This window comes from Brevundimonas aurantiaca, assembly GCF_904830995.1.
Lineage (GTDB): Bacteria > Pseudomonadota > Alphaproteobacteria > Caulobacterales > Caulobacteraceae > Brevundimonas > Brevundimonas aurantiaca.
The window spans coordinates 1,149,354-1,162,195 of sequence record NZ_CAJGVD010000001.1; the positions used below are offsets into that span (position 1 = coordinate 1,149,354).

Annotated in this window: 11 protein-coding genes and 1 pseudogene; 2 read left to right on the top strand and 10 right to left on the bottom strand. The window is 67.6% G+C overall.

The features are described 5' to 3' along the window. Positions 1 to 3: 3 nt before the first annotated feature. From JMT67_RS05750 to JMT67_RS05765, 4 genes are all read right to left on the bottom strand, one after another. Positions 4 to 822 (bottom strand): segregation and condensation protein A, encoded by an 819-nt coding sequence (locus JMT67_RS05750; RefSeq protein WP_182714897.1) that lies wholly within the window; start codon positions 820 to 822, stop codon positions 4 to 6. Next, a complete protein-coding gene (gene nagZ / locus JMT67_RS05755; RefSeq protein ID WP_201462930.1) occupies positions 819 to 1,868 on the bottom strand; it encodes a beta-N-acetylhexosaminidase in 1,050 nt (349 codons plus the stop codon). The genes JMT67_RS05750 and nagZ overlap by 4 nt, the downstream gene beginning before the upstream one ends. Next, positions 1,865 to 2,641: an SPOR domain-containing protein gene (locus tag JMT67_RS05760; protein WP_201462931.1), complete on the bottom strand. Its 777-nt coding sequence runs from the start codon at positions 2,639 to 2,641 to the stop codon at positions 1,865 to 1,867. The genes nagZ and JMT67_RS05760 overlap by 4 nt, the downstream gene beginning before the upstream one ends. Positions 2,642 to 2,721: 80 nt before the next feature. Next, the gene (locus tag JMT67_RS05765) at positions 2,722 to 3,903 is read right to left on the bottom strand and encodes a deoxyguanosinetriphosphate triphosphohydrolase (protein WP_201462932.1); all 1,182 of its coding nucleotides are present in this window, start codon (positions 3,901 to 3,903) and stop codon (positions 2,722 to 2,724) included. Between the two features lie 151 nt (positions 3,904 to 4,054). Here JMT67_RS05765 and erpA point away from each other — a divergent pair, with 151 nt between their 5' ends. Continuing rightward, on the top strand, positions 4,055 to 4,372 hold the full coding sequence (erpA, locus tag JMT67_RS05770) for an iron-sulfur cluster insertion protein ErpA (RefSeq protein WP_054767007.1): 318 nt from the start codon (positions 4,055 to 4,057) through the stop codon (positions 4,370 to 4,372). 6 nt (positions 4,373 to 4,378) lie between these two features. On the opposite strand, the gene JMT67_RS05775 is transcribed toward erpA, so the two are convergent. The 3 genes and pseudogenes from JMT67_RS05775 to JMT67_RS05785 form a co-directional block, all read right to left on the bottom strand. After that, on the bottom strand, positions 4,379 to 4,561 hold the full coding sequence (locus tag JMT67_RS05775; protein WP_183214863.1) for a hypothetical protein: 183 nt from the start codon (positions 4,559 to 4,561) through the stop codon (positions 4,379 to 4,381). After that, positions 4,558 to 5,744 (bottom strand): annotated as a pseudogene (locus JMT67_RS05780) (PepSY-associated TM helix domain-containing protein). The gene JMT67_RS05775 and the pseudogene JMT67_RS05780 overlap by 4 nt, the downstream one beginning before the upstream one ends. Further along, entirely contained in the window at positions 5,654 to 7,822 is a 2,169-nt protein-coding gene (locus JMT67_RS05785; protein ID WP_201462934.1) for a TonB-dependent receptor, read from the bottom strand. Before JMT67_RS05785 ends, JMT67_RS05780 begins: the two are co-directional and overlap by 91 nt. Positions 7,823 to 7,993: 171 nt before the next feature. Between JMT67_RS05785 and JMT67_RS05790 the strand changes: the two genes are divergently transcribed. Next, positions 7,994 to 8,920, top strand: coding sequence for an alpha/beta hydrolase (locus JMT67_RS05790; RefSeq protein WP_201462935.1), 927 nt, complete (start codon positions 7,994 to 7,996; stop codon positions 8,918 to 8,920). 53 nt (positions 8,921 to 8,973) lie between these two features. Here JMT67_RS05790 and JMT67_RS05795 read toward each other — a convergent pair whose 3' ends face one another. The 3 genes from JMT67_RS05795 to JMT67_RS05805 form a co-directional block, all read right to left on the bottom strand. Beyond that, positions 8,974 to 10,239 (bottom strand): DUF4238 domain-containing protein, encoded by a 1,266-nt coding sequence (locus tag JMT67_RS05795; RefSeq protein WP_201462936.1) that lies wholly within the window; start codon positions 10,237 to 10,239, stop codon positions 8,974 to 8,976. A 283-nt stretch (positions 10,240 to 10,522) separates the two neighbouring features. After that, entirely contained in the window at positions 10,523 to 11,290 is a 768-nt protein-coding gene (locus tag JMT67_RS05800; protein ID WP_201462937.1) for a prephenate dehydrogenase/arogenate dehydrogenase family protein, read from the bottom strand. Between the two features lie 124 nt (positions 11,291 to 11,414). Next, the gene (locus JMT67_RS05805; protein ID WP_201462938.1) at positions 11,415 to 12,746 is read right to left on the bottom strand and encodes a dihydroorotase; all 1,332 of its coding nucleotides are present in this window, start codon (positions 12,744 to 12,746) and stop codon (positions 11,415 to 11,417) included. Positions 12,747 to 12,842: the final 96 nt, after the last annotated feature.

A 12,842-nucleotide genomic window follows, 5' to 3' on the forward strand; every position in this document is an offset into this window, starting at 1 on the left:
GCATCACGGCGTCAGCTCCAGCGGCTGCCCCAGGCCCCGCCGCTTCAGATACAGGTCCGCAAACGGCGCCGTCTGGCGAATGTCCATGGCCCCCTCCTTCACCAGCTCCAGACTGGCCGACAGGGTCGAGGCGGTATAGCTGGCCTGGCTGGGGCCCTCAGGGTCTTCGGGACGGGGCGCGACCTGGTCCAGCGGGGTCCAGTCCGCGAGACGCGGCATGATCTCGCGCAGCCAGTCGCGCGCCGCCTCCAGCGGAAAGGCCTCGACCCGCTGGCCGGGCGAATAGCGCCGCGCCTCCTCGCGTCGGCGCTGGGTCACATAGGCGCTCATCAACTCATACAGGCTGGCGTCGATCCGGTCTGACGGCACGATCACCGTGGCCTCGGGGTCGCCCCGGGTGAAGACGTCGCGCTTCAGCTGGGGACGGGCCATCAGCTGTTCGACCGCCTTGCGCATCGCCTCCAGCTTCTGCAGGCGAAAGGCCAGGGCGGCGGCCATGGCCTCGGCCGGCGGCTCCTCCCCCTTGCCCTTTTCGGTGCGCGGCAGCAGCAGCCGGGACTTCAGATAGGCCAGCCAGGAGGCCATCACGAGGTAATCGGCCGCCAGGGCGAAGTTGCGCCGCCGCGCCTCGTGAACGAAGGCCAGATACTGTTCCGCCAGCTGGGTGATCGACAGTTTCAGCAGATCGACCTTCTGCGTCCGCGCCAGGGCCAAGAGGACGTGCAGCGGTCCCTCATAACCGTCCAGATCGACTACGAAGGCTTCGCGTTCCTCGACCTCCTCGGCGTTGAAATCGAGGTTCGGCTGAAACGCCTCGCTCACGCCTGCGCCTCCCCCACGTCCGGTCCTTTAGCCGCGTCCGTCTTGCCCGCCATTGCGCGGAAGAAGCGTTCGTGCCCGGCGACGGGATCCAGCGGCTCCGGCGTCCGAACGATCCGGGCCAGGGCCGCCTCGGCGCGCCGTTTCGCCCCGCCCTTCAGCGGACCGACGCCCTCGGCGACCTGCCGCATCTCGTCCATATCGCCGTTCCAATGGATGACGACGTCGCATCCCGCCTTCAGCGCCTTGTGCGCCCTCTGGGTCAAGGATCCGGACAGGGCGTTCATCACCAGATCGTCCGACAGCAACAGACCGCCGAAGCCCAGCCGTTCGCGGATCAGCCGGATCGCCCTCTTGGACTGGGTGGCCGGGCGTTTGGGGTCGATGGCGCTGAAGACGATATGGGCCGTCATGCCGATCGGCATGTCGGACAGGGCCTTGAACGGGGCGAAATCCCAGGCGTCCAGCGTCTCCAGATCGGCATGGACCGTCGGCAGGTCCTTGTGGGTGTCGGCGAAGGCGCGGCCGTGGCCCGGCATGTGTTTGATGCAGGGCAGGACCCCGCCTGCCAGCAGACCCTCCGCCGCCGCCCGTCCCAGCAGGGCCACGGTCTGAGGATCGCGGCCATAGGCGCGATCGCCGATGATGTCGTGGGCGCCGGGCACGGGCACGTCCAGCACCGGCAGCAGATCAATATTGATTCCGACCTCGCGCAGATCGTGCGCCATCAGCCTCGCCCCCAGACGGACAAGGTCTCGGGCGTCCGCCGGGTCGTTCGTCGCCTTAAGATAGGCGTCGCCCGGCGGGTATTTGGGCCAGTGCGGCGGCCCCATCCGCTGGACCCGCCCGCCTTCCTGGTCGATCAGGATCGGCGCCTCGGGGTCGCCGATGGCCGCGCGCAACTCGTCCGTCAGGGCCCGCACCTGTTCCGGGCTGTCGATATTGCGCCGGAACAGGATGAAGCCCCAGGGCCGCATCTCGGCGAAGAAGGCGCGTTCGCCCTCCGTCAGCCGATGGCCCGCACAGCCGTAGATGGCGGCGGAAGTCACCGAACGATGCAATCCCGTCCGGCGGCCTTCAGGGCGTTGCAGAAGGCGACCGCCCGTTCTCGCGACAGGCCGGTGAAGGTGGTGCGGTACAGGGTCGAGCCGCTGGATGACGTCACCTCGGTCACCCGCTTTTCGGCGCCCGAGGCATATTGGCTGAAGCGGCCGGCGACGGCGGCGTATTCCCGGTCGGCGATCTCCGTCGAGGAGAAGGCGCCGATCTGGACCGAGGCCGAACCGCCGGCGGCGGCGGGAGCCGTGGGCGCGGGAGCGGCGGGCGTCGGCGCCTCGGTCTTGGGCGCCGGGGCGGCCGGACGGGGCGCAGCGGCGGCGGGCGGCAAGCCCTGGCCGGTCGGAGCGGCGGTCGGCGGTGCGGCCGGGCGCGGCTGGGGCGTCTCGGGCGGCGGGGTGAAGGTCACGGGCGCGTCGGCGGTCTCGGCCTCGTCGCGATAGACCCGCACGCCCTCGGCCGGATCGACCGGCTGGGCGTCCAGGGGGGCGGCGGTCTTCATCTCGCCGACGGCCTGGCCCACGGCCGGCGGGGCGTCGGTCGAGGCCCGCATGCCCGAACGATAGAAGAAGATGACGGCGATGATCAGCACCAGCAGCACCACGCCGCTGACGATCAGGGTCACGGGCGGCGCCTTGCCTCCGCCCGAGCCGACGTTTCGGCCGCCCCCGCGCGGATCATAGGTGTTGCGGCGGAACGGCAGGTCGTCGTCGGTCGGAGGCGTATAGGCGCCTCGGCCGGGTCGGTTCTCGTCATCGAAAGACATGGTGTCGCTCCGCCGTCTGCCCGACGCAGCGAATCGGCGCGTCGAACGGTTAGTTTAACGCCCCGCCGCCGTCTTTCGAATCACAGATCGAGCGCCAGGTCGAGGCTGAACAATTTCTGGTGGACTTCGATCGCATAGCGGTCGGTCATGCCGGCGATGTAATCACAGACGGCGCGCGCCCTGCGGGTCCGATCCTCGGTCTGGGCCGGCACGCCCCATTCCGGCGGCATGACCTCCGGCTCAGCCATGAACAGTTCGAACAGCTGCGACAGCACCCGCCGCGCCTGGCTGCGCGTCCGGTTGACGCGATAGTGGCGATACATCCGCTCGAACAGGAATTTGCGCAGGATCGCCAGGTCCGCGTGCATCGACCGGGAGAAGTCCACCAGGGTCCGCGAGGCGTGGCGCACATCCTCGGTCGAGCCGATCCGGTCCTCCTCCAGCCGTCGCGCCGTCTCGGCCAGCACGTCCTCGACCATGACGCCGATCATCCGCCGCACGGCCTCGATGCGCAGCATCCGGTCGTCGATGGCGGGCCAGTCGCGCCGCACCTCGGCCAAGGTCGGGCCGATCAGGGGCACCTGATCCAGATCCTGAAGCGTGATCAGCCCGGCCTGCACCCCGTCGTCCACATCGTGATTGTTATAGGCGATGTCGTCGGCGATGGCGGCGCACTGGGCCTCCAGCGAGGCGAAACTGTCCAGACGCAGGTCCCAGCCCGCCTCCCCGCCCGCGCGATAGGGCCGCACCACCGACCAGGCCGCCTCGTCCAGCCGGTGCGACACCGGACCGTTGTGCTTGATGACGCCCTCGACCGTCTCCCAGCTCAGGTTCAGCCCGTCGAACTGGGGATAGCGGGTCTCCAGCTCGGTGATGACGCGGAAACTCTGCACATTGTGGTCGAAGCCCCCGTAGTCGGCCATCTGGATGACCAGCTCGTCCTCGCCCGCATGGGCGAAGGGCGGATGGCCCAGGTCGTGGGCCAGGGCGATGGTTTCGGCCAGATCGTCGTCCAGCCGCAACGCATGGGCCAGGGACCGGGCGATCTGGGCCACCTCCAGCGAATGGGTCAGGCGGGTGCGATAGTGGTCGCCTTCATGGGCCACGAAGACCTGGGTCTTCTCCTTCAGGCGGCGGAAGGCGGTGGCGTGGATGATCCGGTCGCGGTCGCGGGCGAAGGCGGTGCGGGTGCGGCTGGGCGGTTCGAAGAAGCGACGGCCCTGGGTCAGATCGGCGCGTTCGGCGTAGGGGGCGAGAGTCATCGGGCTCAAGTCGTCAACTTTGAAGCGGCTTTGATCGGACGGGGCCTTTGCGAACGCCCGCACGCGCCTCATATAGACAGCTGTGAGCACCGTCCAATCCACAGAACCGTCCACACCCGCCTTCAGCGTCGCCACGCGCGCGCCGGAAGGGATCGTCCTGGCCGCCAGCGCCGCCGATCGTCTGGCCCGGCTCAGCGCGGCCGAAGGCAAGGCCCTGATGCTGCGCGTCGCCGTGGACGGAGGCGGCTGTTCGGGGTTTCAGTACCGGTTCGAACTGGTCGAGACGGCCGAGGACGACGATCTTAGGATCGAGGCCCAGGGCCAGACGGCCCTGATCGACCCCGTCTCGGTCCCCTTTCTGAAGAATTCCGAGATCGCCTATGTCGACGAACTGGCCGGCGCCCAGTTCGTGGTTCGAAACCCCAACGCCGCCTCGAGCTGCGGCTGCGGCGTCAGCTTCTCGATCTGACGCCGATCACCTTCGACGCCGGATCAGGGCCCAGACGGTGACGATCACGGTGGAGGCCAAGAAGGCCGAAAAGACGGCGTCCCAGGCGCCGTCCTCCAGCAGGGCCCCGATCAGCCCCGTCAGGCTGAGCACGAACACCCAGAGCGGCGCGCCGAAGATGGCCCACAGGCTGCGATCCTTGCGGCTCATGACGCCTTCCGCCGTCCCTTGCCCAGCCACAGATAGAGGCCGGACCCCAGGATGACGATGGTCGCCAGGTCCAGCAGCGCCCACAGGATCTTCAGCCCCAGCCCCCCGTAGTCGCCGAAATGCAGCGGCTGGGACAAAGACAGGGCCTTCACATACCAGGGCGTCGGGGCCACGGCCGTCAGTTCGCCGGTCCTGGCGTCGATCAGGGCCGGCGTCGTCAGATGGGTCGTCAGCGGCGTGTCGCCGTGGAAGAAGACGGCGTAGTGGTGATCGGTCGAATAGTCGGTTCCCGGAAAGGCGATGAATTGCAGGGTCTTGCCCGGCAGGGCCTGTTTCGCCCGCTCCACCGCCACGTCCAGCGAGGCTCGCTCCCCGACGGAGGCCGGGGCCTCATGGGCCGCGGTCAGTTCCTTCAGCGCCGTATTCTTCCAATAGGCCAGGATCGGCGTCGCCAGGGTGTTGACCACCCCCGTCGCCCCCACCACCAGCACCCAGGCCACGGTGATGACGCCCAGCAGGTTGTGATAGTCCAGCCAGCGGGTCCGCGCCGACTTCGTCGCCCGCACCGTCCCGAACGGCAGCCGCCGCATGAAGGGGGCGTACAGCACCACCCCCGACACCACCGCCGTGATCAGCATCAGCCCCATCAGGCCCAGGAACAGCATGCCCGGCAGGCCCAGGAACATGTCGGTGTGCAGCTGGAGCAGGAACTCCATCACCGGATGGCCGGCGACCGGCGGGGCGACGGCGCCGCTGGTCTGGTCGATCGGTTCGAAACTGTAGCGACCGGCCGGGCCGTTCGGATCGACGCTGGTGACGTTCACCACCGGCCGATCCACGTCGAAGCTCATGAAGGCGGGAACCTCGCCCGGATGACGCGCCAGGGCCGCCGCCAGCACCTCGTCCAGGCTCAACAACGGCCCGTCGGGAGCGGCGGGCGTCCAGGCCTGCTCCAGCAGCACCTCTTCAATCTCATGGGTGAAGACCAGCGGCAGGCCGGTGACGCACAGCATCAGCAGGAACAGGGTCGAGACCAGGCTCGACCATTTGTGCGTCCAAGACCAGGCGCGGATCGTCCGCGTCCTCATCCGATCAGAATTCCGCCGAGATCGACAGGGACAGGGTGCGCGGCGCGCCCAGGGTCAGATAGTTGGAGCCCGGGTAGCCGCCGACGGCGACCCACTGGTCCTCGTCGGCCAGATTCTCCACCCGCGCCCGGACCGTCACAGGACGCTCGCCGGCCTCGAAGGCGTAGCGAACCCCGGCGTCGAATCGGGTCCAGGCGTCCAGCTCCAGCGTATTGGCCGCATTCGCCGCCTGGGCGCTGGTGTGGACCACCCGCCCCTCCAGCGTCAGGCCGCTGAGGCCCGGCACGTCCCATTCGACGTTCAGATTGGTCTGGAGGTCCGGCACGCCGATGGCCGACTTGCCTTCGTTCGCCGCCGTCAGCGACCGTTTGACCTCGGCGTCCAGCCAGGTCGCCCCGCCGATCAGCCGCAGGCCGTCGATCGGCTCGCCATAGACGGTCAGTTCAACGCCCCGGTTCTCCTGTTCGCCCCCGTCGGAATAGAGGCGGGAGGCGGGATCGAAGAAGGCGCTGGGCAGGGTCGTCCTGAAGACGCTCAGCGTCCCGCCGAAGGTTCCGGCGTCATATTTGGCCCCGACCTCGGCCTGTTCGGCTCGGAAGGGCGACAGGATCTCGCCGGCGTTCGCCACGGCTGCGCCGTTGACCACCGCAGGCGCGACCCGACCGGGCGTCAGGGCCTCGGCATAGTTGGCGTACAGCGAAACCCGGTCGCTGGGCTTGTAGACCAGGGCGAAGGCCGGGGTCGCAGCCTCGCTGGCATAGCCCGAGCCGAAGGCGCCGTCGGCATAGGCGTAGGACTTGGTCTCGATCTCCTGATACCGCGCGCCGACGGTCGCCAGCAGGCGGCCGTCCAGGAAGGACAACCTGTCCGCCACGGCGACGCTGGTGTTCTTGACCCGCTCGGTCACGTTCGGATCGTCCAGATCGCCCGAGACGCTGGCGATGGCCGGCGCCGGCGACAGGATCGGATCGGTCAGGGTTCCGAAGCTGTAGCCTGCGAAGTTCGACCCCGCCCAGGCGTTCCTCGACTTGGACTGGATCTGAGAGGCTGAGACGACCAGTCGGTGCCCCACCGGGCCGGTGGTCAGATCCGCCCGCAGGCCGACGTCGCCGGACCAGACCGTGTCTTTGCGGATATTGTCGAAGCGATAGCCCCGGATGGCGCCCGCCGCGTCGGCTCGCGGATTGGCCAGGCTGTTGTCTTCCTCGCCTTGACGCCCGCCGAAGGCGGCCCAGGCGGTGACGCTGTCGGTGATGTCAAACTCACCCCGCACCGCGCCGAACAGCTGTTCCTCATCCGTATAGGTCCAGCGCTGGGCGAAATTCTGATCGGCGGACGGCGCCTCGGGGATGGCGGCGCCGGGCGTCACACTGGGGCGCGGGGCGTCGATCCGGTGGTCCTGCCAGCCCAGATCGGCCGAAAAGCGAGCCCGCTCGCCCCGCCGATCCAGGTTCAGGCCCACCACGCGCAGGCTGTTGGTCTGGTCCTCGACCGAGGCTTCGCCGCCCCGGCCGGCGACGTTCAGGCGCGCGCCCCATTCATCCTGATCGCCGAACCGGCGCGCCAGATCGGCCGCGGCGTAGATTTCATCGGCGCCGGACACGCCCGCCGTCAAACGGGTCAGCGGTCCATTGGCCCGCTTGGGCGTCAGGTTGAAGGCGCCGCCCACCCCGGTTCCGCCCGGCGCCGCCCCGTTCAGAAAGGCGCTGGCCCCGCGAAAGACCTCGACCCGCTCGATCAGCTCGGCCGCCACGAACTGGCGCGGCAGAACGCCGTACAGGCCGTTGTAGCTCATGTCGTCCGAATAGACCGGGAAGCCCCGGATCACATACAGTTCCTGGAAATTGCCGAAGCCCTTGGTCACCCGCACCGTCGGATCGTTCTGCAACACGTCGCCGATCCCGCGCGCCTGCTGATCCCGCGCCAGTTTTTCGGTGTAGCTGGTGGTGGAGAAGGGCGTGTCCATCATGTCCAGATTGCCCAACAGCCCGACCCGGCCGCCCCGCGCCACCTGACCGCCCGCCGCCGGCGCCGTCAGATTCACCTGCGAGCCCGTCACCACGATCTCGCCCAGCTCGGTCGGCGCGGCCGGCCCCTGCTGCGCCAAGGCGGGGGCGGCGAGGCTCAGGGCCAGAAGGCTGACGGCGCAGGCGAGACGGATCGGGCGGGCCATGATCTGCAACATATTCTCAAGAACAGAAAGGCGGGCTCCATACGCGCTTCTGCAACTGGTTTGCAATGGCAAGGCGGTGTTCAGCGCCCGGCCATCTTGCCGCACCGGCTCAGGGGACTAGGGTCGAGAGCCGCCACCCTTCTGAACGCCCCCTCTTCAAAGGAGACCGCCATGTTCAGCCTCGCCCTCGCCCTGCTCGCCGGCCCCGTCTCCAGCGAAGTGACCCTGCCCGCACAGCCCGCGCCCCTGCACGGAACCCTGTCGGCGCCCGACAGCCCCGCCGCCGTCGCCGTGATCCTGCCGGGCTCAGGACCGACGGATCGCGACGGGAACAGCCCGATGGGCGTTTCCGCCTCCACCTATCGCCTGCTGGCCGAGGGGCTGGCGGCGCAAGGGATCGCCACGGTGCGGATCGACAAGCGCGGCATAGCCGCCAGCGCGGCGGCCGGTCCGGCCGAGGCCGATCTGCGCTTCGACGCCTATGTGGCCGACGCCCGCGCCTGGGCCGCCGAGGCCGCCCGTCGCGCCGACAAGCCCTGCGCCTGGCTGATCGGCCACAGCGAGGGCGCCCTGGTCGCGCTGAAGGCGGTCGAGGGTGGAGACGATAAGGTCTGCGGCCTGGTCCTGCTGTCCGGCGCCGGCCGCCCCGCGGGCGTGGTCCTGCGCGAACAGCTGGAAAAGGGCCTGCCCGAGCCGCTGAAGGCCCCGGCCTTCGCCGCCCTGGCCGAGCTTGAGGCCGGCCGCACTGTCGCCGATCCGCCCCCGGCCCTGGCGGCCCTGTTCCGTCCCTCGGTCCAGCCCTATCTGATCTCCTGGCTGCCGCTGGACCCCGCCGCCCTGCTCGCCGCCTATGACGGCCCGGTCTTCATCGGCCAGGGGACGACCGACCTCCAGGTCGGGATCGCCGACGCCCAGGCCCTGGCCGCCGCCGACCCCAGGGCGACGCTGAAACTGTGGGACGGCGTCAACCACATCCTGAAAACCGCCCCCGCCGCCCGCCCCGCCAATCTGGCGACCTACGCCGACCCGGCGTTGCCGCTCGCGCCGGGGGTGGCGGAGGACGTGGGGGCGTTTATTCGGGCGAACGATGAACACTGAGTTCAGCTTGGGAAGCGGACATACTCAGCGTCGCTCATAGGTGGAGAGCAGACTTAGGGACGCCTCAATAATCGCCGCCGCGCTCGCTCACCGGGCTTAGCTCGGTAGGCTTCGTCTTCTTTCAAATAGCTGGCATGTATGTTCGCAGGCACCGACGTGTTGTCCTTCTTCCTGCCAAACCCCTCCGTGAGCCCCCGATAGTCTGGTCCATACATCGCCGACCATTCCGCTTGAAATCGGCGCAACGCATCGCCTTCACGCTGCTCGCGGCGCGCATCCTTGTAACCTGGCTCCCACGGCTTATGCCCATACTCCGAGAAATGGTCGTACCCTCCACCGTCGTAGCCAACAGTGATTTCTCCACCCATGCGCACATGGCGAGGGTCGGGCATGAGCAAGTAGCCATCTCCCAGTCGACGCCAGTGATCACATCGCACCCGACGCTCTGGATACAGCCACTCTTTCTCTGCCGCGGCGATGTAACGATCCGCCCTGCGCTTGATAATAAAGTTTATTTCTAGAACCTCTTCCTCCGAGAGCTGACGACCTACCTGAATGTTCAAGTAATAGAACACGGTGTTTCGCAGCAGCTTTGGGTTTGGTCCCATCTTGGTGGCTGATTGGTATGGATTTCTTGCCCACGTCAGATTGGTGAAGATCAGCAATTTCTCCGGGCTAATGGGGAAGATCGTCTGCGTGCCCGCTTGGCGGACATCCGGATCGAATGGATACCGGCATGATTTGGCGTTGGGGAAGCAATCTCGATTGTAGAACGTTACTGGATTGTCGCTGATGATGAACTTTGTCGGCGATGCGGCGGCGTCTACGATCTGCCAGACGGCGTCGCTCCATGTGGCGCAGAAGAGCCGTTGGAGACGCTGTAGCTCAATCAACGTTCGGGAACGCGGCATAGAGCCGAGAATCCGCCTTAACCAAGCCAAACCGCGTGGGGTGCGGAGGCGCTGAAGACTTATGTAGGTCAGGAATATCGAGAAGGCTGCGTGGTCGAGATTAGAGTGGTCGTAGCGAGACCAAAAATCGAAAGCCTTGGGCGCGTTGTTGTCGATGTCTCCAAAGAAGAACTGCTCGATTTCCGTGTTGACAATGCCGTTGAACGTGGTGGTGTACAGATCGTCTTGCGCGAAGCAGTATTTAACCCCTCGTCTCCAGTATGAGGGCGGCTTGATCGTCCGACCATTGACCGAGAAAGGCTCAGGCTTCAGGTCGAGATAATGAAGTTCGTGTTGGTCCGGGGCAAGGAATCGCCGTTGGTACCATTCGGGAACGTAGTGATTATGCCGATAGCTTCGCTGGGTCATCTGCTCCCTCAGCGGGAGCTTATGAGCTTGATCGATGCGTGAACAGATCTTAGGCCTGTTTACCGTCCGCCGATCAGTTGACGAGCAGCGTCAACCACCTGATGTCTGCAACGGATCGGAGTGCGAAGTAGGCATCGCGTCAGAGAACGGACGTGGGGAGCAGGGCTTTCACCTACGACTCCGGTTGTGACCGGTATGTTTGATTACACCATCCCCGACCAAAGTTTCTGCGACGTGCGCGGCCTGGTCAATGTCCGCAACGGATCGAAAGCGCCCGTCCAGCCTATTCCCCAAAAGAAACGCCCCCTACCCCCCCCGACGCCCCCCGCGCCTGATCCGCCAGGGTGAAGAACCGCTCGCGCACCTCGGCCGCGAAGGGATTGTCGCGTTCGATGGCGCGGAAGACGGCGGGGCTGTCGTGGCGCACCATGTCCACCGCCTCCATCAGCCGGTCGAAACTGGCGGTGGTCATACGGGTCGGCAGGGGCTCCATGGCCAGAAGCGCACGGGCGATCAGATGGGTCAGGCCCTGGACCACGGCCGCCTCCCGGTCATGATCTTCGGGCGTGACCAGAAAGACCCTCAGCTTCAGGGCTTTCCGGCAGAAGGCGGCGACGCGGCGGGCGTCACGGTCGCTGCGGACCGCGCAGACGGCGATCCTGAGCCCGGCGATCCCGGCCTTGCCGCTCTGGGGGCCGAACAGGGGGTGGGTTCCGACGATCCGCACGCCGGGCGCCAGCCTATCGTCCATCAGTCGCGCCGGCTTCACCTTGACCGAACCGACGTCGATGACCAGGGCGCCCGGCGCCAGATGGGGGCCCATGGCGCCCAGGGTCGCCTCCAGCGCCTCGACCGGCACGGCCAGGATCACCGTCGGACAGGCGGCGGCGGTCCCCAGATCCGTCAGGGTCGCCCAGCCCTCGCCGTCTTCAGCGGCCGGGTCATGGGCTTGGATGTCGAACCAGGACGACAGATGCCGCGCCGTCAGCCGCCCGAAGGCGCCGAAGCCGATCAGGCCGAGCCGGGGTTTGGCCGCCTCCACCCCCGTCATCCTCGGGCTTGACCCGAGGACCGGCGGGTCCGCCGCATTGCGTCAGCGGCGGGCGCACAGCCCGATCCGCACCCGGTCCTCGGGTCAAGCCCGAGGATGACGGGGGTATGGGAGCGGCGCGGCCTCACAGTGTCTCCATGAACCGCACCGGCCGTCCGTGGGCCGCGCCGATCAGTTCGCCGTCCTGCATCACCACCCGGCCGCGCACGATCGTCGCCATCGGCCAGCCGGTGGCCTCGACCCCGTCGAACGGGGTCCAGCCGCAGCGCGAGGCCTGCTGGTCGTGGGTGATTGTTCGCTTGGCCTTCAGATCGACGACGGTCAGATCGGCGTCATAGCTGACGGCCATCCGCCCCTTGTTGGCCGTGCCGAACACCCGCTGGGCGCCGGCCGAGGTGAGGTCGATGAACCGCTCAAGACTCAACCGTCCGTTGGCGACGTGCGTCAGCATCAGGGGCACCAGGGTCTGCACCCCCGGCATGCCCGACGGCGAGGCCGGATAGGGTTTGGCCTTCTCCTCCTTCGTATGCGGCGCATGGTCGGAGCCCAGCACGTCCGCCACGCCCTGCTGCATGCCCCACAGCCACAGGGCGTCCACATGCTCCTGCGACCGGATCGGCGGATTCATCTGGGCATAGGCGCCCAGTCGCTCATAGGCTTCGGGCGCGGCCAGGGTCAGGTGTTGCGGCGTGATCTCGACGGTGGCGACATCCTTGTGGAAGCGCAGGAACTCCATCTCGTCCTTGGTCGTGACGTGCAGCACATGGATGCGGGCGCCCGTCTCCTGGGCCAGGCCGACCAGACGGCGGGTCGAGCGGATGGCGCTCTCGGCGTCGCGGACCTCCGGGTGGCTGGTCCAGTCGCCGGTGCGGGCCAGGCCGCGCCGCTCGACCAGCCGGTATTCGTCCTCGGAGTGGAAGGTGGCGCGGCGGCGCACGTTCGATAGAACCTTGCGCACCCCCTCGTCGTCGGCGATCAGCAGGTCGCCGGTCGAGGCGCCCATGAAGACCTTGACCCCGCAACAGCCGGGCAACCGCTCCAGCTCGCCCAGATAGTCGGCGTTCTCATGCGTGCCGCCGACATAGAAGGCGTGGTCGGTCCACATCCGGTCCTTCGCCCGGGCCAGCTTGTCGGCCATGGTGTCCGGATCGGTGGTGTTGGGATTGGTGTTCGGCATTTCGAACACGGCGACGACCCCGCCCAGAGCCGCCGCGCGGCTGCCCGTCTCCAGGTCTTCCTTCCACTCCAGGCCGGGTTCGCGGAAATGAACCTGGGTGTCGATGACGCCGGGCAGGACGGTCAGGCCCGTCGCGTCGAAAGTCTCTCCGGCCGAGGCCTGGGACAGGTCGCCGATGAAGGCGATCTTGCCGTCGATCACCCCGACGTCGGCCGGCCCGCGCCCCGCATGGTTGGCCACCTCGCCGCCGCGGACGATCAGGTCATAGGTCTGGGTCATGGGGCGGCGTCCTTCTATCCGATGCCGCGTTTCTACATTTCCGCTCATCCCCGCGAAAGCGGGGACCCAGTTCTTTCGCCAGGACTCGAATAGTGG

Bases quoted from the DNA above. Each gene is read 5' to 3' on its own strand.
- JMT67_RS05800 (WP_201462937.1), bottom strand. From the start codon at position 11,290: ATGACGGGGGTGGAGGCGGCCAAACCCCGGCTCGGCCTGATCGGCTTC.
- JMT67_RS05765 (WP_201462932.1), bottom strand. From the start codon at position 3,903: ATGACTCTCGCCCCCTACGCCGAACGCGCCGATCTGACCCAGGGCCGT.
- JMT67_RS05785 (WP_201462934.1), bottom strand. From the start codon at position 7,822: ATGGCCCGCCCGATCCGTCTCGCCTGCGCCGTCAGCCTTCTGGCCCTG.
- JMT67_RS05760 (WP_201462931.1), bottom strand. From the start codon at position 2,641: ATGTCTTTCGATGACGAGAACCGACCCGGCCGAGGCGCCTATACGCCT.
- JMT67_RS05795 (WP_201462936.1), bottom strand. From the start codon at position 10,239: ATGACCCAGCGAAGCTATCGGCATAATCACTACGTTCCCGAATGGTAC.
- JMT67_RS05790 (WP_201462935.1), top strand. From the start codon at position 7,994: ATGTTCAGCCTCGCCCTCGCCCTGCTCGCCGGCCCCGTCTCCAGCGAA.
- JMT67_RS05805 (WP_201462938.1), bottom strand. From the start codon at position 12,746: ATGACCCAGACCTATGACCTGATCGTCCGCGGCGGCGAGGTGGCCAAC.
- JMT67_RS05775 (WP_183214863.1), bottom strand. From the start codon at position 4,561: ATGAGCCGCAAGGATCGCAGCCTGTGGGCCATCTTCGGCGCGCCGCTC.